The 24,659-nt window shown below is 58.7% G+C and carries 15 protein-coding genes; 8 read left to right on the top strand and 7 right to left on the bottom strand.

Annotation, left to right across the window (positions count from 1 at the left end):
• Positions 1 to 6: 6 nt before the first annotated feature.
• Both PSH97_RS22450 and PSH97_RS22445 read right to left on the bottom strand, forming a co-directional pair.
• Positions 7 to 2,415 carry a glucose/quinate/shikimate family membrane-bound PQQ-dependent dehydrogenase gene (locus PSH97_RS22450; RefSeq protein WP_305446755.1) on the bottom strand — a complete coding sequence of 803 codons (2,409 nt, stop codon included), beginning with the start codon at positions 2,413 to 2,415 and terminating at the stop codon, positions 7 to 9.
• A gap of 152 nt (positions 2,416 to 2,567) precedes the next feature.
• Complete coding sequence (locus PSH97_RS22445) at positions 2,568 to 3,950, bottom strand: carbohydrate porin (RefSeq protein ID WP_305446754.1); 1,383 nt, start codon at positions 3,948 to 3,950, stop codon at positions 2,568 to 2,570.
• A gap of 262 nt (positions 3,951 to 4,212) precedes the next feature.
• Here PSH97_RS22445 and PSH97_RS22440 point away from each other — a divergent pair, with 262 nt between their 5' ends.
• Both PSH97_RS22440 and PSH97_RS22435 read left to right on the top strand, forming a co-directional pair.
• Positions 4,213 to 4,443, top strand: coding sequence for a VF530 family protein (locus PSH97_RS22440; protein WP_007941719.1), 231 nt, complete (start codon positions 4,213 to 4,215; stop codon positions 4,441 to 4,443).
• Between the two features lie 2 nt (positions 4,444 to 4,445).
• Positions 4,446 to 5,096, top strand: coding sequence for a Pr6Pr family membrane protein (locus PSH97_RS22435; RefSeq protein ID WP_305446753.1), 651 nt, complete (start codon positions 4,446 to 4,448; stop codon positions 5,094 to 5,096).
• 132 nt (positions 5,097 to 5,228) lie between these two features.
• On the opposite strand, the gene PSH97_RS22430 is transcribed toward PSH97_RS22435, so the two are convergent.
• Both PSH97_RS22430 and PSH97_RS22425 read right to left on the bottom strand, forming a co-directional pair.
• Complete coding sequence (locus PSH97_RS22430; protein ID WP_305446752.1) at positions 5,229 to 6,020, bottom strand: siderophore-interacting protein; 792 nt, start codon at positions 6,018 to 6,020, stop codon at positions 5,229 to 5,231.
• Complete coding sequence (locus tag PSH97_RS22425; protein WP_305446751.1) at positions 6,017 to 6,598, bottom strand: PadR family transcriptional regulator; 582 nt, start codon at positions 6,596 to 6,598, stop codon at positions 6,017 to 6,019. The genes PSH97_RS22430 and PSH97_RS22425 overlap by 4 nt, the downstream gene beginning before the upstream one ends.
• A gap of 522 nt (positions 6,599 to 7,120) precedes the next feature.
• Between PSH97_RS22425 and PSH97_RS22420 the strand changes: the two genes are divergently transcribed.
• The 5 genes from PSH97_RS22420 to PSH97_RS22400 all read left to right on the top strand — a co-directional run bounded on the left by PSH97_RS22420 (position 7,121) and on the right by PSH97_RS22400 (position 12,802).
• On the top strand, positions 7,121 to 7,621 hold the full coding sequence (locus PSH97_RS22420; protein WP_305446750.1) for a CS1 type fimbrial major subunit: 501 nt from the start codon (positions 7,121 to 7,123) through the stop codon (positions 7,619 to 7,621).
• A gap of 112 nt (positions 7,622 to 7,733) precedes the next feature.
• The gene (locus tag PSH97_RS22415) at positions 7,734 to 10,259 is read left to right on the top strand and encodes a CS1-pili formation C-terminal domain-containing protein (protein ID WP_305446749.1); all 2,526 of its coding nucleotides are present in this window, start codon (positions 7,734 to 7,736) and stop codon (positions 10,257 to 10,259) included.
• A 3-nt stretch (positions 10,260 to 10,262) separates the two neighbouring features.
• Positions 10,263 to 11,480, top strand: a complete 1,218-nt coding sequence (locus PSH97_RS22410; protein ID WP_305446748.1) for a hypothetical protein — start codon at positions 10,263 to 10,265, stop codon at positions 11,478 to 11,480.
• A gap of 44 nt (positions 11,481 to 11,524) precedes the next feature.
• Positions 11,525 to 12,268: a molecular chaperone gene (locus PSH97_RS22405; protein WP_305446747.1), complete on the top strand. Its 744-nt coding sequence runs from the start codon at positions 11,525 to 11,527 to the stop codon at positions 12,266 to 12,268.
• A gap of 33 nt (positions 12,269 to 12,301) precedes the next feature.
• Complete coding sequence (locus PSH97_RS22400; RefSeq protein WP_305446746.1) at positions 12,302 to 12,802, top strand: CS1 type fimbrial major subunit; 501 nt, start codon at positions 12,302 to 12,304, stop codon at positions 12,800 to 12,802.
• A 163-nt stretch (positions 12,803 to 12,965) separates the two neighbouring features.
• On the opposite strand, the gene PSH97_RS22395 is transcribed toward PSH97_RS22400, so the two are convergent.
• Together PSH97_RS22395 and PSH97_RS22390 are read right to left on the bottom strand one after the other, a co-directional pair.
• Complete coding sequence (locus tag PSH97_RS22395; RefSeq protein WP_305446745.1) at positions 12,966 to 18,083, bottom strand: NEL-type E3 ubiquitin ligase domain-containing protein; 5,118 nt, start codon at positions 18,081 to 18,083, stop codon at positions 12,966 to 12,968.
• 233 nt (positions 18,084 to 18,316) lie between these two features.
• Entirely contained in the window at positions 18,317 to 21,454 is a 3,138-nt protein-coding gene (locus PSH97_RS22390) for a transglycosylase domain-containing protein (RefSeq protein WP_305446744.1), read from the bottom strand.
• 522 nt (positions 21,455 to 21,976) lie between these two features.
• Between PSH97_RS22390 and PSH97_RS22385 the strand changes: the two genes are divergently transcribed.
• Positions 21,977 to 23,398, top strand: a complete 1,422-nt coding sequence (locus PSH97_RS22385; RefSeq protein ID WP_305446742.1) for an amino acid permease — start codon at positions 21,977 to 21,979, stop codon at positions 23,396 to 23,398.
• A 55-nt stretch (positions 23,399 to 23,453) separates the two neighbouring features.
• On the opposite strand, the gene PSH97_RS22380 is transcribed toward PSH97_RS22385, so the two are convergent.
• Positions 23,454 to 24,578, bottom strand: coding sequence for an OpgC family protein (locus tag PSH97_RS22380; RefSeq protein WP_305446741.1), 1,125 nt, complete (start codon positions 24,576 to 24,578; stop codon positions 23,454 to 23,456).
• Positions 24,579 to 24,659: the final 81 nt, after the last annotated feature.

Below are 24,659 nucleotides of genomic sequence, written 5' to 3'. Positions count from 1 at the left end.
TACCGCTTATTCCGACAGTTTGTACGCAATCACATAGTCACCTTGCTTGGTGCCCAGCGATCCATGACCACCCGCGACAACAAGCACGTATTGCTTGCCGTCTTTACCGGTGTAGGTCATCGGCGTGGTTTGCGCGCCTGCTGGCAGGCGGCCTTCCCACAGTTGCTTGCCGTTTTTCACGTCGTAGGCGCGCAGGTACTGGTCGAGGGTTCCGCTCAGGAAGGCCACGCCACTGGCAGTGGTGAAGGCGCCGCCCAGGCTCGGTACGCCCATGCTCAGAGGGATCGGGACCGGCGAGCTGTCGCGCACGGTGCCGTTCTTGTGCATCCAGATGGTTTTGTTGGTGGTCAAATCGACCGCCGCCACGTAACCCCAGGCCGGTGCCTGGCACGGCAGGCCCATTGGCGACAGCAGGGCTTCGAGGATCACGCCATAAGGCGCGCCTTTGTTGGGTTGCACGCCTTCGGTTTCGCTGACGCGAGGGCCTTGTTTGGCGATTTCGGCGGCCGGGATCAGTTTCGATTTGAACGCCATGTAGCTCGGGTTCACGAAAGCAATCTGACGCACCGGGTCAACCGAGATGCCGCCCCAGTCGAACACGCCGAAGTTACCGGGATAAACGATCGAGCCTTGCAGCGATGGCGGGGTGAACATGCCGTCGTAACGCAGGGATTTGAAGTCGATCCGGCACAGCATCTGATCGAACGGGGTCACGCCCCACATGTCGCGTTCCTTGAGGGTCGGCGGCACGAAGTTCAGGTCGGACATCGGTTGGGTCGGCGAAGTGTAGTCGCCTTCCACCGCGCCTTGCGGCACCGGGATTTCCTTGATCGGCACGATCGGCTGACCATTGCTGCGGTCCAGCACGTAGATGCTGCCTTGCTTGGTGGACGCCAGCACCGCCGGTTTCACACCGTCTGCGGTTTTCAGGTCCATCAGGGTTGGCTGGCCGCCGACGTCCATGTCCCACAGGTCATGGTGGGTGAACTGGAAGTGCCAGCGCACCTTGCCGGTGGCGATGTCCAGCGCGGTCAGGCCGGCGGCGTGCAGTTCCGATTCAGGGGTACGCGCGCCACCGAACTGATCCGGGGTCTGGTTGCCCATCGGCAGGTAGATCATGCCGAGTTTTTCGTCGACGCTGAAGATGGACCACATGTTCGGCGAGTTGCGGGTGTAGACCTTGCCTTCGGCAATCGGCGTGGTGTCGTCCGGGTTGCCGCTGTCCCAGTTCCACACCAGTTTGCCGGTGTGCACGTCGAACGCGCGGATCACACCGCTTGGCTCGTCGATCGAAACGTTGTCGGTCACATGGCCGCCAATCACCACCAGGTCTTTGGTGACCGCCGGTGGAGAAGTGGAGTAGTAACCGCCAGCGGTGAATTCACCGATGTTGGTCGTCAAGTCAACCTGGCCACCGTTGCCGAAGTCTTCGCACATTTTGCCGGTGTCGGCGTTCAGGGCGATCAGACGGGTGTCGGCGGTCGGCAGGAAGATCCGGCGCGGGCAGACGCTGGCCACTGGCGCGTTGGCAGTGCCGGTCGGGCTCTGCTCGGACGCGTAGGCGGCGTCATCGTGATAGGTCACGCCACGGCAGGTCATGTGCGCCCAACCCTTGAAGTTCGCCGCGTTTTGCGTGGAGAGCTTCGGATCGAAACGCCAGAGTTCCTTGCCGGTGTCCGGGTCCAGCGCGATCACCTGGCTATGCGGCGTGCAGACATAAAGCATGCCGTTGGCTTTGAGCGGGGTGTTTTCGGCGGTGGTTTCGCCCGGGTCGTTCGGGCCCGGCAGGTCGCCGGTGCGGTAGGTCCAGGCGGGTACCAGTTTGCTGACGTTCTGCGGCGTGATCTGCGCCAGTGGCGAGTAGCGATCGCCATGGGCGCTGCGGCCGTAGGAGTTCCAGTCACCATCGGGCATGGCCGGGGCGGTGTTGGTCATGCCAGGTACGGCGTCACGATCCAGTTCGCCTTTGATTTCACCGGGGTTGGTGAACAGGCTGGCCAGCGCGGCGATACCGGCGATGACCACAGCAGCACTCAGCACACCGGTGCCGACCGGGTTGAACTCGCCGGTACGCAACGGGCGACGAAACCATGGCAGCAGCATGACGATACCGAGGGCAAAGAGCAGCGCCAGACGCGGCACCAGTTGCCACCAGTCCAGGCCAACTTCCCACAGCGCCCAGACGGTACTGGCGAACAGCACCACCGCGTACAGGCTCAGCGCTGCATAACGGTCGGCCAGCAGCAGCCCCCCGGTCAGCATCAGGCCGATACCGGCCAGCAGGTAATACAGTGAGCCGCCGAGCATGCTCAGCTTGATCCCCCCGGCCAGCAAGGCCAGGCCCATTAGTAGAAGCACGATACCGAGCAGGCTCGGTAGCAGACGGCTTCGACTGAAAGCACCATCAGCGCTCATAGTGTGGTTCTCCGTGACGTTTTAAGTAGTCCCGCGCAAGTTCACTGTAGATGACGATCTGGCGCGGGCATGGTTCAGTTGAGAAAGGTGTGCGGTTGATGCAATCCCTGTGGGAGCAGGCAAGCCAGCTCCCACAGGTCTTGTGGTTTTAATTAGAACGACGACTGGATCTTGATCCCGCCAATCAGCACGTCATCGACCTTGTCCACGCCACCGGGGTGGCGGATGTATTGCAGGTTCGGGCGCACGGTCAGCCAGTTCGTAACGTGCACGCCGTAATAGAGTTCGGCGCTGTATTCGGTGTCTTGCGGCGGCAGGAACGACGGGTCGTCGTAGTCGAAGACCGCTCGGGCCTGATTGGTGGCCTCGGCGTTCTTGCGGTAGGCCGGGTTGACGTGCACACGAGCCAGGGCAAAACCGATGTCGTCCTGGGCGCGGGCGTCGAACAAGCCTTTGTAGACGACACCAGCCTGGACGTAGTTGTCGATGGCGTTGGTCTTTTTGTCGTGCATCGTGCCGTTGGCGAACACGCTCAGGCCCCGGGAGTTGTCACTGGCGCGGCTGGTCAGTTGCTGCTGTATACCGAGCCACACGCCATGCTTGCTCGATGCGCTGCGGTAAGCCTCGCCACTCAGTGCTGCCGGCTGGCCGTTGCTGTCCTTGTAGACGTCGGTGGCCTTGGCGTTGCTGTAGTAGTAACCGGCGCGGTATTCACCCGGCAGGCCATTGAGTTTCGGAGTCCAGACCAGTTCCACCGGCAGGATCGCGCCCTGAGTGCCGCTGCCGCTGAGCTTGAAACCGTTGTCCCGATCCAGATTGGACGGGTTCTGCTCGTAGGCACCAACCTGCGCGTACAACTCCGGCGTCAGGTGATATTTGACCCGCATCGCCCACTGGCTGACCGGCCAGTTGTACCAGATGTCGCCCACCCAGTTGCCGACCTGGGAGCCGCAGAACGCCAGGTTCTGGAAGTCGCAGGGGAAGCTGTTGAAGTCTTCACCCTCGCCGAAGCGGCCGACTTTGATATCGAGCTTCTGATCGAAGAATTTCTGCTGATACCACATCTGCGTCAAGCGCCAGGTCTGGCCGCGGCCCCAGACTTCCTGAGCCGAGGTGAAACCGCCGACACGCGGATCGTTGATCCGGTCGTTGCTGATGTTGTTGCCGTTGCGCTCGGTGATGGTCAGCTGAAATTCAGCGTCGTCCCAGCCGAGAATCCTCTGCAAGTCCAGGTGGGTGCCAAAGCCGAACTGGTCGCTGTAGCGTGCGGTGCGGTCATGGTCGTAGCCACCGTGCAGATTGCTGCCCATTTCACCGGTGTAATCGACCTTGAAGTCGTAGCCTTTTTCCGAAAGCTCGGTGCGCGTGCCGTTCCAGTCACCGAGCATCCACGGCGAATCGCTGTCGAAGGCGGGTGCAGCCTGGGTGCAGGTGGCGAGGCCCAGTGCGGTGAATCCACCAATCAGGTTGAGAGCTTTTCGACTGGCCACAGGGAGTAAGACAGCGCTGTCTCGCGGAGTTTGAAAATCAGGCATAGAGAAGAAATTCTTGGTCTTTTTCTAAAAGGGGGTGACTGAACGCAGCGGGGGAGAAGCGTTTCAGCTGGACGGGCGTAAGGATAATGTTCTGTTACACATAGAGAAAGGGCTTTTACTGACATGGATCATTTCGGATTTGGTAATAGTGTGCGGAAAAGATCACCTACATTTAACAGAGAGCAAACAGATAGCTTCCCCCCAACGAAGCCCTCGGCTAAGGTGCGCGGCTTCCAATTCCCACTTCGCTCGAAGGCCCGGCATGACCGAACAGAACACCAACCCGCTGCACGGCGTGACGCTGGAACAGATCCTCAACGCCCTGGTTGAACACTACGAATGGTCGGGGCTGGCCGAACGCATCGATATCCGCTGTTTCAAGAGTGACCCGAGTATCAAGTCGAGCCTGACGTTCCTGCGCAAAACCCCATGGGCGCGGGAGAAAGTTGAACGCTTGTACGTGAAGCTGATGCGCACCAAGCGACCGGTCTGAGCATGGTCATACCGTCGGCGCCAGGTTCTGCCGCGAGGCGTCGTTGTGTTGCCGTGGCTGCGGTTTTGGGCTGGACGGGTTTGAGCATTCAGCTGTACCTGATTCTTTATTTACGCTGGAGTGTTGCGGCCAGTCTGCTGGGCGGGCTGATGAGTTTTTTCAGCTTTTTCACCGTGCTGACCAACACGCTGGTGGCGGTGGTGCTGACCTGTGAACTGACGTCCCGAGAATCGGCGGCGCGGCGCTGGTTTCTGCAGCCGTGGGTAAGCAGTGGAGTTGCGGTGAGCATCACCATCGTCGGTTTAGCGTATAGCCTGTTGTTGCGCCATTTGTGGCATCCCGAAGGCTGGCAATGGCTGGCCGATGAGCTGATGCATGACGTCATGCCGGTGCTGTTTCTGGCTTATTGGTGGTGCTGCGTGCCCAAAGGTACATTGCGGCTGCGGCACATTGCGGTGTGGGCGATCTATCCGCTGGTGTACTTCGGCTATGCGTTATGGCGCGGGCATCTGCTGGCGGTTTATCCGTATCCGTTCATTGATGTCGACAAGCTGGGTTATCCACAGGTGTTTGTGAATGCAGGGGGATTGTTGGCGGGGTATGTGGTGATTTCACTGCTGGTGATTGGGCTGGATCGTCGTCTTGATCGTTAGTTGGAGTTCGTTGGATAAAGATCAAAAGATCGCAGCCTTCGGCAGCTCCTACATATGAATCGTCCACCCCTGTAAATCGTCGGGCGAACACAAATCCTGTAGGAGCTGCCACAGGCTGCGATCTTTTACGATTTATTCTTCGTCACTGTCATCCAGTCGCCAGTAACCGACAGCCTTCACAAACTGCTCGTTCAGGCCGTGCTCATCGAGCAATACCCGGCGAATCTGCCGCGACACCTTGGACTCGGTCGCCACCCACGCATACAGATTGCCATCGGGCACCTCGATCTGTTGCACGGTGGTCAGCAGGTTGTTTCTGCCACCCTCACGCAATACCCAGATCACGTCGACCTGCGCGGCGCTTTCCAGGCGTTGTTGTTCGGCGCCGTTTTCCACTTCCACGATCACCAATGCACGCCGATTGGCAGCCAGGCCTTCGAGGCGGCGGGCAATGGCGGGCAGGGCGGTTTCGTCGCCGATCAGCAGATAGCTGTCGAAGATGTCCGGCACGATCATCGAGCCCCGAGGCCCGCCGATGTGCAGGATCTGACCGGGTTTGGCCTGCTCGGCCCAGGTCGAGGCAGGGCCGTCGCCGTGCAGCACGAAATCGATGTCCAGCTCCAGCGTATTCAGGTCGTAACGGCGAGGCGTGTAGTCGCGCATCTCAGGCATCGGCCCGTTGTCCTTGCCGGCACCGAGTACCAGGGTTTCCAGCGCCGCGTGTTCCGCTGCATTTTGTGGGAACAGCAGTTTGACGTGGTCGTCCGTTCCGAGGCTGACGAAGCCAGCCAGCTCTGGGCCACCCAGGGTAATCCTGCGCATGCGCGGGGTCAGGTCGACCACCCGCAGTACTTCCAGGCGACGGCGTTTGATCTCGTGGCTGACACGATGAATGGATTGGGATGGCACGATAACGTCGGTCATTCGGCTTTCTCCGAAGCGGGTTGAACGGCAGGGCCGTCGACGATGGCTTTGGCCGTGTTGTTGAGCAGGTCGCGTACCCGCAGGATTTCTTCCGGGCTCCAGCGGCCATGGTGCATTTGCAGGGCATGGCGCAGGTTGTGCACCGCTTCGTGAATTTCAGCGGGGCGGTCATGGCCGCGCAACGAGCGCTTGCTGACTTCGATGCGCATGCGCACGCCGTCCAGGGCAATCGCCTGTTCACTTAAAGACAGACGTCCGGCGTCGGTGATGCTGTAGCGTTTTTTTCCGCCCTCGGCATCGCCCAGGATCATTTCGCTTTCTTCAAGGAAGGTCAGGGTCGGGTAAATCACGCCGGGGCTGGGGCTGTAGGCGCCGTCGAACATGCTTTCGATCTGGCGGATCAGGTCATAGCCGTGGCACGGCTGCTCGGCGATCAGCGCCAGCAGCAGCAATTTCAGGTCGCCGGGGGCGAAGACTCGCGGCCCACGTCCACCGCGCTCGCGGCCAGGTCCTGGGCGTTTCTCGAAGCCGTCGCGGCCGTCACCGGGTTCGCGGTGGGGGGAATGATGGTCTCTCATTTTTTGCTTGCTCTCGTCGTGTTTAGATACAACTTAAGATATATCTTAATCCGCGAGCAAGGCTTTTTTGGGCGAAGCTAATGACTGCCGACGGGTGGTGAGCCAGTTGAATGATGCAATCGATTGAGTCAACTGCCCCTCAAGGGCGAACAACTTCCCCCCCCCCTGTTAGGGCTCCTTGAAAGTTTAAAGTTGTTGCTCTAATAATTTTGGAGTTTATATTCTAAAAAAGATGAAAGTGTCCGTATTATCTAGCTGGAACTTCTGTATGGTTTTTTCGATAAAGCTGTCTGTAGGTCGTAACTTACAGTCGCTGTTTCGTATCTGGGTTTTTTGTTCTTTTTTCTTTCCGGTCATGTAGTCGTTTAACTACGCGCTCATCGGAAGTTGCCTGCTTACTTTCCAGAGCCAGCAGTCGAAGATGTCCCGGCGTTGAAAGTCCAAATAAACACAGCCCCTCACAGGAAGCGTTTTTTGAACTTTCAATGAACCGACCCTCATCAAGAAAACAGGTACTGAACGATGTTCAAGAAATTCGCACTCGCTGCCCCGTTGGCTATTCTGGCGCTGGGCTCCTCCGGGGCATTTGCCGCAGGTGAAGCCGCTCACTCCATCAGCATTATCGCCCACGTGCCGACCAACGGTTTCTACGTGGTGCCGACCAATCCTGATCTGGTGAACAAGGATCAGGACATGAGCTTTCAGCCGACTACCGGCAGAATGGGAGAGGTTAACGGGTTCTTCGATATCCGTAACAACAATGGTTCGGTTCACGCCAGCCTGGACAGTGCGCCGAAACTTATTTCCGGCTCCAGCACTATTGATCTGACGGTTAAAATCAATAACGTTGAACTGACCACCACGCCAAAACCAGTGGTTGGCGAAGCCGAGTCCAACGTGAACTTCCGTGCACCGCTGAACATCGCGGTTGCTAACCCTACCGGTGCAGCGCCCGCTCCCGGCGATTACACCGGGGTCGTTGCGATGACCTTCGACGCCGTCCCTCCGGTAGTCACTCCTTGATCGAAGGATCAGGCAATAAGCGCTGACTGATGCAGGTCGCGTTACCCGGCGGGACAAACAGCAATGTTCGTCCCGTCGGACTTCAACTTGTCTGTAATCAGAGTAAGAGTTCATGTTCCCGATGACACCCATCGCAGCTGCGCTTGCGCTGTTGTTTTGTGCCAGTGCAACGGCGGCTTCCGTTTCTGCTGCCGGAACGACACCGAGAAGTCTGTTGGCTCAGGCCAAAGGCCTGCCGGCGGATTTCGAGGAGCATTTCTTTGATGTACCCCTGGCTGTTCGGGTGGAACTCGATCAACAGCCCTTGGGGGAGGCCATGGTGGTTTTATCGCGTGATGATCGCATCACGTTGCTCGAATTCACCGACACCAGTGAAAATCGCTTCGGCCCTGCCGAGCGGGAAAAATGGGCGAGTTACCTCAAACCGGGCGTACCACTGGGCAATTGCACCGGCTCTTGTCCAGATCAGGTGTTGGCCGTGCATTACAACCTGGAAAACTCGTTGGTCTCGATCCTCACCGAAAACGCTGAGCGCGATGTTGAAGCCAGGCGTTACTACGAGCAACCCGAGGGCGGAAGCAGCGGTCTGATGCTGCGCAACCAGCTCAACCTCAACGGTGGTCAGGATCAGGACCTTGGCGGGCGTTATGGCCTCGAAGCCAGCGCGAGCCTGGGCAACTGGAGTCAGACGTTCAACATGCAAGTGGCCCGCCTTGGCGGCCCGGATGACAAGTTGTATCACGCGGTGCATGAGCTTTACACCCAGCGCGAACTGCAAGGCAGTTTCCTGCGCCTGGGTTACTTCACCCCCAATTCCGAAGGGTTGACCCGTCAACCGCGCACGTTTGGCACCAGCCCCGACACCGCTGTCGGCGTCATGTACGGCAGCTCCGACAGCCTGGCCATCAACAGCCCGATGCCCAGCGTCTATCCGATCTACGTCACGGCCAATCGCCAGGGGTCGGTGGAGATCTATCGCGACGGCCTGTTGATCAATACCCAATCGGTACCCGCCGGTTTGCAGACCCTCGACACCCGACCGCTGCCGGGTGGTATCTATGAAGTGGAAGTGCGCCTGATCGAAGACGGCCAGATCACCTCCACCACCCAGGAGTTGGTGTACAAGCCCAGCAACTGGCGCAACCTCGACGAGCGCTGGCGCTACAACCTGTTTGCCGGGGAAGAAAGCAAACTGCTCAGTAACTGGGATCAACAGGCCAGCGGCGGTGTAACGGCAGGGGCTTCGGTCAACTACCTGATGCATCCGCGGGCGATTCTCGGCCTGTCGGCGCGCCAGATTCGCGAAAAACTGCAATTCGGCACGTCCATCGACTGGACCCTGGCCAATCACATCAGCCTGTACGCCAATGTGTACCAAACGCAGGATCATGGCACCGGCCTCGATCTGCAAAGCCTATATAACTACGGTTCCGGCAGCTTGGTGATTAGCCACAACCGCAGCTGGCTGGATACCACCAACCTCTATGAGACCTTGCCGGACGGTACCCGGATTCGCCAGCGCAATGTGTTCGTCGGCGAGACCAGCAACTCATCCCTGGCGATCAACCATCGGGTCAGCAGCAAAAGTTCGATCAACGCCAGGCTGTCCCACAGCGAAGGCAACACCGAAGGCTTCGGCATGGACCTAGGCTGGAATCAGCGCGCCGTACTGTTCGGCAGCGATGGCAATTGGCGGTTGTCGCTGTTCGATCGTCCAGGCAGTTTCAGCAGCGGCAATGCGCGCAATCGTGGTGTCGACTTGAGCATCAACCTGGCGATGGGTGCACCAGGCCAGCAGCTTACGGGCAGCATTGGCTCGCGTACCGCCCGTGATGGCAGCCGCGACAACAATGCCTCCCTCGGCTGGCGCAAAGACCTGAAGGATCATGTGCTGCAAAACGTATCGGTGACCGCACTCACCGATACTTACGGCGTGGGCTTGTCCAGCCTGGCCAATTTTCGTACTGACGCAATCAATGGCGATGGCTTCGTCCAGCGTTCGTCCTACAACGGCAACTTCACCGGTGGCCTGAACCTGGACAGCACGCTGGTAATGGGCGCTCAGCAAATGGTTCTGACCAGCCAGCATGAAATGCGCGGCGCGGGGCTGATTGTCGATGTGGAATCGGATATCGATGACATCACCCTGCGTGCGGACGATTACAGCGGTGGCAGCGCGGCGTTGAGGCCGGGGCGCAATTTCATCCCGATCACCGCTTACAAGAACAGCTCGGTGAGTTTCGACTTCGAAGGCAGTCATGTGCCGGCGGCCAGCATCGAGCCGGCGCGCACCCGCTATCACCTGAACAAGGGCGGGGTGGAGTACCGCCAGGTGCGGGTGATGAAAACCCTGACCGTGCTGGGTCGGCTGGTCGATGCACAAGGCCGGGCGCTCAAGGGCCATCACGTGATCAACCACGCCAGTCGCGGGGTGACGGAAGTCGATGGTTTCTTCTCGATGGAAATGAACGCCGGCTCGCCGACCCTTGAAGTGCGTCAGGGCAATCAACTGCTCTGCCAGTTCCGCCTCGATGCGAGTCGTCATCGCAGTGAAAACAATGTGTTGATGATCGGTGATCTGCGGTGCACGCCGGACACACTCGCCGACGTCACGTCCACCGAACAGAAGGCGGGTTGAAACATGAAAAAGTCTATGTATTGGCTGGGGCTATGGGCAGCGCTGAGCGTGCCGTCGGCAGAGGCGGTGAATCGGGAGATCAGGGCGTTGTTCCAGCCGGATCCTGCCCAGCCGAACAAGAATATATTTATCAATAAAACGCCGAACAGCGGTTACTGCGCGATCTATCCGGGACAGTGCGTCGACAACAATACGTTCAGCATTCAGCTGCCAATCAGGTTCAATTCCACTCGCGCCATTGCAGCTGGCGAAGGCGTTCCATTGAAGGTGCCGGCCAACTGGCGGCAGCTGACGGTGACCAATAGGGATACGCAGGAAACGGAAATCGTCGAAGTGCGAATCAGCGGCGTTGGCTCCAGGTACATTCTGAGCGCTCCGGCCACCGAACTGACCGGAGAGACGGATATGCGCGAAGGGCATAGCAAGCTTTGGATCGGGAGCACCTGGGTTAATACTCCGCCACCTTGTCAGTACAGCGGAGTTGGAGGATACGGCCCTGCGTTTTATCTGTTTTTCTGGAAAGCGCCGGTCGAGGCGGCGTGCACCAAGGTGGCCACTTTCCCCATCCCGGCTATGTCGTTTAATACCGTCGATTTTTCCTATGAACTACGAACCCCAAACCCCCTGAGTATGACATCCGGGCTGTACACCGGTTCCTTGGCCTACAGCATCGGCCCCGGCGCTGATTTCGACTTCGGACCGTTAATGCAGCCGGATGACAGCAACCTCACTCTGGACTTCGTTCTGGATGTGCAGCACACCCTGAAGGTCGATCTGCCACCGGGTGGTAACAAGGTCGCTCTGGAACCCCAAGGCGGCTGGCAACAGTGGATCGACGGCGGTCGCAAGCCCACCAAAATCTATCGCGATCAGTTGTTCTACATTTCGGCGTCGTCGCGTTTCAGGGTCATGTTGCTGTGTGACTCGCTCGGCGGTAGCCGATGCAGACTGCGCGGTAGCAAGGGTAACGTCACCGAGGTGGAAACAAGAATCAGCCTGCCTGCCGGGATCGACGGCCCCGGCGGAGGGCAGGTCAATCTGCTACTGCTCAGACACAACATGTGGACAGGCCCGTTTCAGCCTGGACATTACGTGGATCGAAAGGGCGGCTCGCTGCGTTTTGAGATGCCCCGGGACGCCATCGACTTTCTGCTGCGCCCCGGCTTCAGTGATGACAAGCTCAGCGGCAACATCACCGTTATCTGGGACTCTGAAGTCTGACTTTCCGAGCCTGGCCATTTCATTTTTTCATGGGGTTGAAATCGATGAACCGTTTGTTCTTGCTGTCGGTGCTCAGTGTGTTTTGCGTGGCGGTGCAAGCCGGGCCGCAGATCAATGTAGGCACCGTGTACGACTATCTGGATGCCGACAAAAGTACCTATCTGAAACGGGTATTCAACAGCGGCGACAGCACTGCTTTCGTCAAGGTCAACGTGCTGGAAATCGTCTACGACGCCGACGGCACCCCGCGGGAAATTCCGGTGGAGGCGGCTGCCGATGGCGCCTCGCGCAACGGCGTAATGGCCAGCCCGGCGCGGCTGATCGTGCCGGCCCAAGGCATGCAGGGCACTCGTCTGCTGTACATGGGCGAGCGTGACCGTGAGCGCTACTTCCGCCTGCGTTTTGTGCCAGTGGTGCCGGAAAAGGAAGATGACTTTGTGGTGACCAGCGAAGAACGCGAAGAGTACAAACAGAGCCTGTCGGCCGGGGTCAACGTGATGACCGGGTTTGGCACGGTCTTTTTCGTGCGGCCAAAAAACGCCCGTTTCGAGACCGCCATCTACGACTCCGACAGTCGCTATGAACTGCGCAACAACGGCAATACGGTGATCATTATCGATGAGTTCAAAAGTTGCTCTCTCACCAATGAAACCGACTGCGGGGCAACCACCAAGCACCATGTGCTGGCGGACAAGACTTTTGGCTTCGACAAGGAACAAGGCCGTGAATACCGCTTCTTGCTGATCGAAGGCGGCACCAGGAAAGCCCTGAAGGTAGCGAGCCGCTAGACCGGCTGTCCATTGACGCAACGGGTAACGAACATGATCAAGCAATGCGCCGTCGTCGCCCTGACGGCAATGACCGTTATGATGGGCTCTGTGACATGGGCTGCCCGGGAAGAGCACACCTTCGAGGTGTCCCTGACCATCCCGAATCGCTCGTTCTACATCGTGCCGACAGAGCCGGACTGGATTCACCGACCCCAGCGGCTCAACTGGGACTACCCCACATCGACCCTGAGCAGTGTGCGCAAGAATTTCGATGTGCGGCATGACACCAGCGCGATCGAAGCGCGGCTGGATAGCCTGCCCTACCTGTCAAACGGCAGGCCGGGCGAGGACATTGTGTTGCGCGTCCGTTTCAACGGGGTGGAGTTGAAATCCGACCTCCTACCGCAGGAAGTCGTTACGCAGGCAGAAGCCGCCGCGGGCAAGCGGGTATTACTGGAGATCGAACCGGTGAAACCGGCCAGTGGGTACAGGCCGGGGGATTACAGCGGCAACGTGATGCTGCTGTTCAACGCCAAGGCGCCGGGAGCCTGAGACCCTGAAAAAATCTATCGGGTGGCTGGGGTTGTTATGGCACTGAGCGTCGCTTCGGCAGAGGCGGCGACCACCTTTAGGCAAACCCAGGAAACGTCTGTGAAAGCGTGCAAGCCCGCTTTCACAGTTGGGCATTTTGAGTGACGCAAGTTTCAGGGTGAAATTATCTCAATCCGACTTTTGCCAACGCTTCGCGGGTCAGTCGTCTGGCCAACTCGTTTCGAGCGTAGCCAATATCCTGCACCAGCCTGTCATAGAACCCTGTGCTCATTTCCTCGCGACGGAAAACTTCTTGTTCTGGAACGTTCAGCGCTCGGGCCAGATCTTCCAGTCTGCGGTGGAGCCTGGTTGTTTGTGTCGGATCCTGGTTTTTTGCCCATTCGTTTTGAGCCTCGCGCAGTTCTTCGAGCTGCTGTTGCTTCTTTTCGAACAGCCTGTCATTGGCCTGGAACTGATCCGGGTGGGTTTTTTGCAAATGTTGCTCCCAGAACGGGTTTTCGAATAAATCGATCATCCCGTTGACCAACCCATCACCTTTCTCGCGTTCGATCACCGTATCGTAGGCCTTGTCGATTGCATCGGGCGACAAGCCCGCTCGCTTTCGATACCGCAAGTCTTCAGACTGCCAGGGTAAATCCAGACGCTTGGCCAGCCCCGTTTCGTAGGCCAGGTGCACTTCCACATCATCCGGCGGGTCGAGTCTGGGATCGAGGTCAAATCTTTTCTGCTGTTCACGGATCTCGGCTCTGGCAATATCGCCCACGCGTTCCAGGCGTGCAGCGCTCCTGGCCAGTTTGACCAGCTTGTTTTCGAGAACCACGGCAGACGTCGACTCCGCATGCGCCTGCGACACCAGCACTTTGATCCCCATGTTGTTGAACAGTTGAGACCCGGCGTCAGCGCAGGTCTCAGGGTGACTGGCTTGTTTGAACAGTTCCTCGCGCAGGTGGGTGTCCAGAGCGGCGGCATCGATCATCTGCCAGACCCGCCTGGTCAGTTGCCAGCGCGATTTAGCGTCCCGGTAATCCTGGCTTTCTCTCTGCTTGCGGATCACTTTGAAAAAATCGGTGGAGTCAGGCTCAGCCGCCAGATCGTGCCAGGACTCTTCCCTGTAGGTGCCGACCCCCGACGATGGACTATAAAACGCTGAATCGTCCGGCAACGATCGCCAATGCGATATCTCATCGGCCGCCACCTGTTCATAGGTTTGTTGCGGAGCAAGGCCTACGGACCGGCGATAGTCTTCATAACGGAACCGCTCGGCATCGGAAAGCTTCGTTGCATCAAGGCGTGTGCGGGCCACGATGAAGGCATGCCCGGAGCCTGGAGTGACATCGGGTATGTGTTTGATCGGACAGTCGCGCAGGTCGAGAAAAAACCCCCGCGGGCGAGGTTTCTGGATAATCCCGTCACTGAAGAGACCTTCCGGCCAGGTGTCGATACCGGTTCTGATCAGGCTCAGTATTTTTAATCTGGGCATGCGGCCGACATCCGGAGGCTGCACCAGCGGATTAAAATCCAGCCTTAGTGTTTCCAGGCGAGTGAGGTCTCTCAACAGCCCGACAGACTCAGGCGTCAGCATGATTGCATTGTTTGTCAGACGCAGGGTCTCGAGAAAATGCATCTTGCCGATACTCGGCGGCAACCTGGTCAGCCCACATCGGCGGGCACTGAAATGACGAACGTTGGTGAAGTCGTTCAACAGGCCTTCGGCGCCGGTAGAAAAGCGGGTGTTATCCAGATTCAGCACAGTAATCTGGTCGAGGTATTTTTTGATATTCGGCAGTTCAAGCAATTCCTTCCACCAACGATCGAGCTTGGGGCTCAAGAGTTGGGAGGACAAGTCCAGGGTATAGCCACGTTCTGGATGGTTGCCGCGTTCGCCGAATGCCTCGCCTCTGCGTTCGAAGCACTCAAGGAACCGTTCTGAAATGTGCCTTCCGCCCGTGTGGTTGAAGGCCACCATCTTCCTGGCGGGGTCAATGACATCCGGGGCGCTCATGAGTAGTTGGTTTTCATGCCACAGGTCCAGTATTTTGCGCAGCTCGGCGAGTTCGTCTCTGAGCAGGTCGATCGCCTGATCGGGATCGCCCTTGGTGCGCAAGGATTCAACGATGCTGCTCGCCTCCTGTTCGCTTAATGTCGGGTACAGGTTCCTGACCTTTTCTTCCGGGGTTCTTGCCGCTCTGGACAGGGCCGGACCACGCACCAGGTTGACGGTTTCAAGCGTGGCAACGGGGCGAATGGGCGGTTCTGCCAGTGACACGCGGCGTTCGGCCGGCGAGGCGGATTTTTCCATGATCCACACTTTGAGCAGACGCCCCTGACCCCGTTGATAACCTAATGCCGCGCGCTGGTCGGCAGGCAGGGCACGCAGGATCGATTCGTAGAAGTTGTCGGCGTCATACAGTTTCCTGTTGGTTCCATCGAGCACCTCGTACTGGCCGTGCTCATCTCTGCCCAACCGTCTGACCGTCGAGGCGTCTTGTGGGCCGACGCTGCAGCGCAGCGTGCCGTCATAGGTGCCGTCTCGTACTTCGATGCGCAAATCGCCGAAACTGTCGGAATTGAATTTGAGCGTGTTCAGCGTCAACCGTTCGGTGTCCGGTACCACCTGTTCATCGTGATAAAAGCCGTCGTAGGCGCGAGCGGTGGCGGCTTCGACATTCGCTTCGCGGGCCTGGGTTTTGATTCGTAGCGGCAGGCGATTTTCATCGACCATTCTCTGCAGTTCGTCTGGCCGGGCTTGAGCCAGGACTGTTTCCGTGAGGGTGAGCGGCATGTCCGGGAACGCTTGCTTGAGCAAGCGGACATCCATTTTGTTCGACCGTTCTCCAGCCTGGTACACGCGCCGGGTTAGCTCGCCTTTACGTGCCGCGATGGCACCCGCCAGTCGATCGCGCAATGCCTGGGGGCGTTCGGCGCTTGGTATGTCGCGACCGAGCAGGGTGTTGATCTCGGTCTCATTCAGAAAGCCCACGACGCGTTCGGGCAGTTTGCCGGACATGACATGCGTGAGACTGATGCTCAGGGTATCGGCTTCGGTGGCGTGGGCGTTGCCATACTGGCGTGAGGGCCCCGTCAAGTCAGCGTTTTGATACACCTTCAGCGCTCGCTCGCGCGGCCATCCGGGCAGGCTGGTCAGCAGCGGTTCAAACCAGACGGATTGTGGGTCGATCGGTCGGCCGGCGCGGATGTTCTCACGGACTGTCCGCACCTCGTCATACGCGCTGTAGCGCTTGATGGCGTCGGCCAGCAGTGGCGGTGGCGGACGGTTGTCGACATGCATCCGGCGCAGCTCATTGTTATCAGTGCCGCTGCTGATGCGGATCTGCTCCAGCTCGGTGGGCGAAAAGCGATCGACGCTGTGGCCGAGGCGGCGCATCAATGTCTCGCCTTCCCAGTTTTGCGGATTCTCCCCCTCGTGCACCCAGGCGCCGTGGCCGTTATGTTCTATTTTCGGCGCGTAGGCATTGGGGCGGGTGGGGTGTTTGACTCGGTGAGTATTGGATGTCGGGTCTTTCGATGCTTTTTCTACGCAATAGAGTTTGGGTTTTATCCGCAGGATGTCCTGATTGGCGTGTCGATGCAGGCCGAGCTTGTCGGGTTGCGAGTCAGTCGAGAGGGTGAGGTTCTTCTGTTCGTAAGGGGCGAGGTCGGGATGCCACAACGAGGGTTTGCCATCGGGCAACCGTACGGGTTTCATGCCCTCGACCAACGGCGACAGCTTGAGACGAAAAGCGATGCCGATCTCAGCGGCCGCCCCAAACGTAGCCAGTTGAATGACATCCGTCACCACGCCGATCACATGCTCGGCCGCTTCGCTCCCGAGGCCTTCGGCCAGGTCGACGATCCCCTCGATGACGTCGCTGGTCAGTTGATAAACGGTATAGGCCATCATCAGTTCGCCCAATCCCGGTACGAACGGCGTGGCGATCAACAGGGCGGCGTTGAAAATGTCCGATACGATTTTCTTGAGGTTATCCCACCAGGCCCAGCGCGCCCTGGAGTCCGTGTCTGCGGTGAACACGGCGATTTCCCGAGCATCGTTGAGGATCTTGTTGAGCTTTTGCTGGTAGGCGTGTCTCCAGTAATTCCGGGGCAGTGGCACGTGCTGGAGTCGCAAGCGGGGGTGAAGCACGGGCTCCTTGCGCCACGCCGGACGCTGATCCGTCGGATCCTCTTTCGTGTGCCATTTGACGGTAAAGAGACATTGCTCGAGCTCGGCGAAAAAGTGCCCGCGCTGTTGCTGATCGACGAACTGACTGAAGAATTGTCGATAGCTCAGCTGCGATGAAGCGGCAATTTTGTCTTCGCGCAATTGGCGCGCCAGTTCATTCGTGAACGCCTGCGGCGATTCGTACTCCTTCAGCGGATGTTCAGGGTCATGGGGAACATACACAATGAGCCGTCGAATGCCTTTGCTGTCCTGCTTGGCGGGAATCAACAGGACCACTCCGGTCAGACGCGTCTCCATCATGGACAGGTCGCAGCACTGCATCTGTCTGCCATTGAGGAGTAGTTGAGGTTTGTCCTGTGCCAGATCCAGCATCAGCTTGTACGCATCGTACTGGATATCCCCGTTCATCAACGCCAGCTGCGCGGCGACGGTGAGTGCGTCTTTCTGACTTTCGGTCACCTTGTGCTTCATGAAGGCTTCGGCAACCGGTTCGCCGGGCAGCAGAAAGCTTTCGAGATGTGCCTTGTAGCGCGCGCCAATATCCAGTTCCCGGCACAGCGCCTGGAACTGTTTGATGGTCATTTTTTGTTTGATTGGAAGGACATCGAAGTGCCCGCGTTTGTCGGGTTGAGTGATGAACTCCGAGCCGGCATCGACCGTTTCGGTCTGTGCGAAGTTATGCAGCGCCGCATCCAGCAGGGAAACGGTTCGGGTCGTGACTCCGCCCGACAGATCAATCGCGTACCAAGGGGTTTCTTTAGGGATGTACAGGCGCAAGCAGGTCGTCTTCACGTCATGCTCGACGCCGTAGCGCTCCTTGAGCTTCGCCTGGAGCAGGGGAGCGGCAAACGAATGGATGTCCTGCAATTTTTCGAACAGCTGATCGACCTGGTTCTGCGAGCTCCAGGCCTTGAGGTTCGCTGCGTTCAGATGGGCGGCGAGCGCGGTGGCGTACCACGGCTCGATCTTCAATCCAGTGGCCGCCAGCGCCCGGGCTCTGCTGATCGTGGCGGTTTTAAAAGTGTCGTTGATGTTGTTCTTGATGAACTCGTAGTGCCGCCCCTTATTGGTGTTTTTGGCAGGCGTGGGGGTGTCGGTCATGGCAATCATCCTTGATTGTTATAGGAGTGATCAGCCTACCGGTCGGGGCTCAAAAAAAAAGTCTGAATATCTGTGCTGGAACGGTGCTTCTTGCCTGTAACCCGTTGAATATTCGAATATGAAAAATAACTAAATACCACCTGCTGCGGGGGAAATGGCGATATCGCAAGCGCTGACATTCGAATGACAGGGGCGGGCAATCGAGTGCTGCTGCAAATGCTGGCAGGGACTGTTCAATGAGGTTTACCCGTATCGGCTACCGCCAGGGACGAACCTTGCACCGGGCGGCATTGTGAAGCGCTGCCCGGTTGCAGATACGGCGTCAGGATCGGCGCCATGCCCTTGAGCACCTGCACCGGCAACGCCGAGGTGAATTTGAAGGCTTCGGCCGTGCGCCCGGGCACGAACGCGGTCATGGTGCCGAAGTGGGTATCACCGATAAAGAACACGAAGGTCGCGGTGCGGTTGATCGATTTCGAGCTCAGAATCCGCCCACCAGAACCGACGGCTTCGATGCGGTTATCCCCGGTGCCCGTTTTGCCGCCCATCGCCAACGGTTTGCCATCCGGAGTTACAAAACTGCCGGACACCCGTTTGGCCGTACCGGCATCCACCACCTGTGACAAGGCTTCGCGCATGGCCGTGGCGACTTCGGATGGCATGACCCGTTTGCCAACGTCAGGATCATTGATCAATTTGGTTTCATACGGTGTATTTGCCGCGAAGTGCAGGCTGTCGACACGCAACGTCGGCATGCGCACACCGTCATTGAGGATGGTACCGATCAACTCCGCCAATGCCGCCGGCCGGTCGCCGGAACTGCCGATGGCGGTGGCCAGTGAGGGCACCAGATGATCGAACGGATACCCGACTTTCTGCCAGCGCTGGTGAATGTCGAGGAACGCCTCGATCTCCAGCATGGTGCGGATTCGGCTGTCGCGGGCACCCTTGTGTCGGCTCTTGAACAGCCAGCTATAGACTTCCTGACGCTCGAACTGGCTGGCTTTGACGATCTGGCTGAACTTGGCGTCCGGGTTGTTCAACAGATAGCCGATCAGCCACAGATCGAGCGGGTGCACCTTGGCGATGAAGCCCTGGTCCGGCAGATCGTAGCTGCCGGGGCCGTAGCTGAGGTAGAGGCGTTCGAGGCGTTCGTCGGTCAGTTTTTCTTTAAGCTTGGCGCCTTTGAGGTGCGAGCGCACGAAGGTATTGAAGCTTTCCTGGTCGGCTTGGGGGAATAGGTAACGATGCACGGCGGCCATGCGAATCGGGGTCGGGCGCATGCCGTCGAGAAAGGTTTCGAGCCGCGCCTGGGTGTCTTTGTTGCGGTATTTCTTCCAGAACTTCAGCAGAAACGAGGTGCCTTCCTTGTCGGCGAATGAGGCCAGGTATTCCTGACGCCGTGGGTCGCGATCGTCCTTGAGCAATTCGGCGCTGCTGTTGGGGCCCGAATAGGTGCTGTAGCGCACCAAGTCGCGCATCAGGCGAATGAACGGCAGGTTGATCGACTCACGCAGGGCATCGCGCAGGGTCGGCAGGCGGCCATTATCTTCCTTGCGAAAGTTAACGAACGTGTGCAGCCCGCCACCCGTGAAAAAAGCTTCGCCGGGGCTGGCGGAGTATTTTCGATCCAGCGCGGCGCCCAGCATGTTCGGCAGATTGCGGTCTTTGTTCTGCATCAGGTAATCGATGGCCCAGCGGCTCAGACGGTCCTGATCCGGGACCTCGACTTTTTTCAGTTCAGGGATGCTCATCTCTGCGTACTTTTCGTGCAGCTCGGCGATGATTTGCAGATAAGTGGTGAGCACGCGCATTTTTGCGGTGGAGCCCAGTTCCAGCTTGCTGCCTTCGTTGATGTCGAACGGCTGGTCGGTGCTGTCGGTCTGCACCCGCACCCGTGAGCCGTCCGGGGTCAGTTCAAACAGAGTGAAGCTGTAGCGCACCTGCGTGGTGCTGGTAGGGGTGAGCAGACGTTCGCCAATCAGGCCGATTTCCGCGGCATAGGCCGGGTCGGCCAGATGCTTGAGGTAGGCGGTGGCCTGGGTTTGCAGCTCGCCTTGCAGGGTGCTGGTAGCGGACAGGTCGAGGCGGTCGAGGTCATATAGCGGACGGTTGAGCAAACCGGCCAGACGGCTGCGCGCCACACTGATGCCCTTATTGGTTTCGATTGGCTGAATGGTGGGCTGGGTGGCCCAGTCGCGGTAAGTCACTTTACTGGCCAATGCCGCCGTCGCGAGTGGCGCGTCGATCACACCATTTTGTGCCAGCAGGCGAATATGGCTGTCGGTGAGACTGGCCAATTCATCACGGCCCTTGGTCAGGTAATGGGAAGGGCGGCGCTGAGCGATCATCAGTGACAGCACTTCACGCAGGGCCAAGCCTTTTTCCGACAGACTCTTCGGATCGGTCTCGGTGCTGGTCAGCCGTTCATTGGCCTTGTTGAAATCGGCGCCGTACCAGACGCGCAAACCTTCGGCCATGCCATGCACTTCGCCATGGCCAGGTACCGCCGACAGCGGAACACTGTTCAGGTAGTCACGCACTACATTTTGCCGGGCCTGGAGGGTTTCCGGCCCCGCCTGATAAGCCCGCACGCTGGCGGAAATCATTTGCCGGATCTTCTCCGCCCCCGACACCGTCAAGCCATCAGGCGAGTGTCGATATTTCTCAAGTTGCGTCGCCAGCGTACTGCCGCCCGCCGACTGACCGGGCAGGCGCAACAACTTGGCCACCTGTGACCACGCCGCCATGCCGAACCGTGGCCAGTCCACGGCGGGGTTGGCCAAGGGCTGACGGGGATCGAGCAAAAAGCGGTTTTCGATGAAGAGCAAACTGTTGACCACCACCGGAGGAATCGCCGCAAAGCTTGAATAGAGTTGTTGCGGGTATTTGAACTGGTAAAGCGGGGCCGCGCGGCAATCGGTGATCGACAGCCCGGCCTGGATTTTCTCTGCATAGGGCACGAAAAAGCCCTTGTCGCTGTACTTCATCAGCGCCGGGGAAAAGCGGGTTTGTGCTGACACCACGTAATTGCGCTTGAGCAGGCGCGGTAGAAATTCATCCATGGCGCTGTAACCCAAACGCTGATCGAAAGGGCCTGCGCCAGGGTAGCGTATGGCGTCGCTGGGGCCAGGCTGCAGCTCGTACTTCAGCGAGGCGGCATATTTGCTGATTTCCCGGGCCTGAAACTTGGAGGTGCGCATTTCCTTGGCCGCGGCGAGGCCGAGGACAATCACAATAATCAGCAGCAGCAACCAGAAAGCCCCCCAGCCGTGCCGGGAGCGACGGGGTTTCTCAGGTAAAGGCGCTTCATCCACTCGTTCAGTCGGAACCACAGTTTTACTCGAATCGGTTTGCCACAAAGCGCCCATAGTCGACTGATCCATTCACGCAGATTGATCGGACTTGTTTGAAGCTTAGACGGTGGTTGGGGTTGGTGAAAAAATTGTGAACAACCAAATGTCGAGTATGCACCCTTACCCGTGGCAAGCCCCCTCGCCACTAACAGCTGCCCTTGCCACAGGGATGGTTATCGTCTGTAACAGCTGAGCTAGACCCTTCAAAGAGGTAAATGCTGCCTGCATAGGAGCATGACGACGCATCATTGCTGTGCAATACTCGGCGCCATTTTAAAGGCGAATAGTCCTACATCAGTCAGGTAATGCCCCTCCGAAAACCCCGGTTTTGCCGAGAGTTATGGCTGAATGTTGTGGTTTATAGAGTGAAAAACCCTACTGGAAGCTTTTTATACTGCACGCCCGCTGATCTTGCAGGTTTTGTCCTGCAAGACGGGTCTGCCCATGAGGCTGGCCCGGTTTCGCAGAAGCGCTGGCTTATCGGTCGGTGCTTCGACACTCGGTGGTCAAATCCAATAACAAGACGAGGTTGTACCTATGCCAGTCGGCAATCACCTGCCTCACGGCGAGACCGCTCAGGGCGGCCCGCTTAAACGCGAACTCGGCGAACGGCATATCCGCTTGATGGCGCTCGGTGCCTGTATCGGCGTCGGCCTGTTCCTGGGTTCGGCCAAGGCCATCGAAATGGCCGGCCCGGCCATCATGCTCTCCTACATCATTGGCGGTCTGGCGATCCTGGTGATCATGCGCGCCCTCGGCGAGATGGCCGTGCACAACCCGGTCGCCGGCTCGTTCAGCCGTTATGCACAAGACTACCTTGGCCCATTGGCAGGCTTTCTGACCGGCTGGAACTACTGGTTCCTGTGGCTGGTGACCTGCGTCGCGGAAATCACCGCGGTGGCGGTGTACATGGGCGTCTGGTTCCCCGACGTGCCGCGCTGGATCTGGGCACTGGCGGCGTTGGTCAGCATGGGCTCGATCAACCTGATCGCGGTGAAAGCTTTCGGTGAATTCGAATTCTGGTTTGCCCTGATCAAGATCGTCACCATCATTGCGATGGTGGTCGGTGGCATCGGCATCATTGCTTTCGGTTTCGGCAACGATGGTGTGGCGCTAGGGATTTCCAATCTCTGGGCCCACGGCGGCTTCATGCCCAACGGCGTGCAAGGCGTGTTGATGTCCCTGCAAATGGTGATGTTCGCCTACCTCGGTGTCGAGATGATCGGCCTGACCGCCGGTGAAGCCAAGAACCCGCAGAAGACCATCCCCAATGCGATCGGCTCGGTGTTCTGGCGGATTCTGCTGTTCTACGTCGGCGCCTTGTTCGTGATTCTGTCGATCTACCCGTGGAACGAAATCGGCACCCAGGGCAGCCCGTTTGTGATGACCTTCGAGCGTCTGGGCATCAAGACCGCCGCCGGCATCATCAACTTCGTGGTGATCACCGCTGCGCTGTCGTCCTGCAACGGCGGCATCTTCAGCACCGGGCGTATGCTCTACAGCCTGGCGCAGAACGGCCAGGCCCCGGCCGGTTTTGCCAAGACCTCGAACAACGGCGTGCCGCGTCGTGCGCTGCTGCTGTCGATCGGTGCCTTGCTGTTGGGCGTGTTGCTTAACTATCTGGTACCGGAAAAGGTCTTCGTCTGGGTCACCGCGATTGCCACCTTCGGCGCGATCTGGACCTGGGCGATGATCCTGCTGGCGCAACTCAAGTTCCGCAAAGGCCTGAGCGCCAGCGAACGTGCCGGCCTCAAATACCGCATGTGGCTCTACCCGGTCAGTTCTTACCTGGCACTGGCCTTTTTGGTGCTGGTGGTCGGCCTGATGGCGTACTTCCCGGACACTCGCGTGGCGCTGTATGTCGGGCCTGCTTTCCTGGTGCTGCTGACGGTGTTGTTCTACGTGTTCAAGCTGCAACCGACCAATGTGTCGCAAGGCGCGGTGCGTTCGGCTTCGTAAGTCGTAACGTCGGAAATGCCAAAAGCCCCGGTCTGAATGATCGGGGCTTTTGATCTTAAGCTGCCGTCACCACAATTGGCCGGTTCAACCGCTTGTTGAAATCCAGCCAAGCCCCCAACAGCGCCATCAACCCGACCCCCAGCAGTGCACTGAATATCTGCATTGCCAGTGTGTTCCCACCCAAGGCGTTAAGCATGTCTGCCAACGGCGCCAGCAACACACCAAAGCAGAAGACTTCCAACGAATAACGACCCATGCGACAGCTTTGTTGCGCCAGCCAATGTCGCGCCCAGCCCGTGTCCGGCAACAACCTGGCGGTGACGTAGGCGAGGGCGAGGAAGTGCAGCAGGCGCGCTGGCGAAAGGTTGGTCTTGCTGATCGGATAGAGCCATTCGCCGAGCCGTTGGGGCATGAAGGCGTCATGCACGGTCGGCCACTTCCACGACAGTGCGATCAGGCCGGTTACCACCAGATAGGTCAGCGCGGCGATGAAAACCGGCTGCCGAGTCAGCGGTCGAGGTTGCGACACCCGAGGCCTTTGCCCGTGAATCGCCGCCGCGCCCCCGAGAATAAACAGCAGCTGCCAAGCCATCGGATTGAAAAACCACACGCCACCGTCGGTACCCGCCAGGTTCCACTGGAGCCATGGCGCCAGCAGATACAAAACCACCGACAATCCCACCACGTATTCAGCCTTGCGCAGCAGCATCGGCAGCACCAGCGGCAGGCCGAGCAGCAACAGAATGTACAGCGGCAACGGGTCCATCAGGTTCGGCTTGAAACGCAGCAACAACTCATCCATCAACGCCTGCTGCGGATTGCTGAGGAAATACTGCAAGCCCATTTCCTGCACCAAGTCGCGGGTTTCCACGTGGCTGTTGGCGAAAAACACGATACCCATCAGCAGCGCCAGCAAAAAGATATGCACTACATAAAGCACCCAGGCCCGTCGCAGGATTTTCACCGTGGCGACCATGAAGCCGTCGCGCCGGGCGATTTTGCCGTAGGCCAGCACGGCCGCGTACCCGGCCAGGAACACGAAGATCTCCGCCGCATCGCTGAAGCCGAAGTTGCGCACCGTGAACTGCGCGAGCGGGTTCTGCGGCACGTGATCCCAGAAGATGAAGATCAGGGCCAGGCCGCGAAAAAAGTCGATTCGGTGATCGCGTTCAAACGTCATGACGGCGGGCTCTTGAACGGGGTTGTTGAGTAGGAGCGGCGCGCAGGGTGGCGTGATTCGCGGCTAATTGCAAAAGGCTGG

Origin of the sequence: Pseudomonas cucumis, assembly GCF_030687935.1 — a bacterium.
GTDB lineage: Bacteria > Pseudomonadota > Gammaproteobacteria > Pseudomonadales > Pseudomonadaceae > Aquipseudomonas > Aquipseudomonas cucumis.
The sequence above is the reverse complement of the archived record's forward strand: the minus strand, read 5'-3'. Positions and strand labels throughout refer to the sequence as shown.

Excerpts from the sequence above, each read along its gene's own strand:
- PSH97_RS22450 (WP_305446755.1), bottom strand. The coding sequence starts at position 2,415 with ATGAGCGCTGATGGTGCTTTCAGTCGAAGCCGTCTGCTACCGAGCCTG.
- PSH97_RS22445 (WP_305446754.1), bottom strand. The coding sequence starts at position 3,950 with ATGCCTGATTTTCAAACTCCGCGAGACAGCGCTGTCTTACTCCCTGTG.
- PSH97_RS22440 (WP_007941719.1), top strand. The coding sequence starts at position 4,213 with ATGACCGAACAGAACACCAACCCGCTGCACGGCGTGACGCTGGAACAG.
- PSH97_RS22435 (WP_305446753.1), top strand. The coding sequence starts at position 4,446 with ATGGTCATACCGTCGGCGCCAGGTTCTGCCGCGAGGCGTCGTTGTGTT.
- PSH97_RS22430 (WP_305446752.1), bottom strand. The coding sequence starts at position 6,020 with ATGACCGACGTTATCGTGCCATCCCAATCCATTCATCGTGTCAGCCAC.
- PSH97_RS22425 (WP_305446751.1), bottom strand. The coding sequence starts at position 6,598 with ATGAGAGACCATCATTCCCCCCACCGCGAACCCGGTGACGGCCGCGAC.
- PSH97_RS22420 (WP_305446750.1), top strand. The coding sequence starts at position 7,121 with ATGTTCAAGAAATTCGCACTCGCTGCCCCGTTGGCTATTCTGGCGCTG.
- PSH97_RS22415 (WP_305446749.1), top strand. The coding sequence starts at position 7,734 with ATGTTCCCGATGACACCCATCGCAGCTGCGCTTGCGCTGTTGTTTTGT.
- PSH97_RS22410 (WP_305446748.1), top strand. The coding sequence starts at position 10,263 with ATGAAAAAGTCTATGTATTGGCTGGGGCTATGGGCAGCGCTGAGCGTG.
- PSH97_RS22405 (WP_305446747.1), top strand. The coding sequence starts at position 11,525 with ATGAACCGTTTGTTCTTGCTGTCGGTGCTCAGTGTGTTTTGCGTGGCG.
- PSH97_RS22400 (WP_305446746.1), top strand. The coding sequence starts at position 12,302 with ATGATCAAGCAATGCGCCGTCGTCGCCCTGACGGCAATGACCGTTATG.
- PSH97_RS22395 (WP_305446745.1), bottom strand. The coding sequence starts at position 18,083 with ATGACCGACACCCCCACGCCTGCCAAAAACACCAATAAGGGGCGGCAC.
- PSH97_RS22390 (WP_305446744.1), bottom strand. The coding sequence starts at position 21,454 with ATGGGCGCTTTGTGGCAAACCGATTCGAGTAAAACTGTGGTTCCGACT.
- PSH97_RS22385 (WP_305446742.1), top strand. The coding sequence starts at position 21,977 with ATGCCAGTCGGCAATCACCTGCCTCACGGCGAGACCGCTCAGGGCGGC.
- PSH97_RS22380 (WP_305446741.1), bottom strand. The coding sequence starts at position 24,578 with ATGACGTTTGAACGCGATCACCGAATCGACTTTTTTCGCGGCCTGGCC.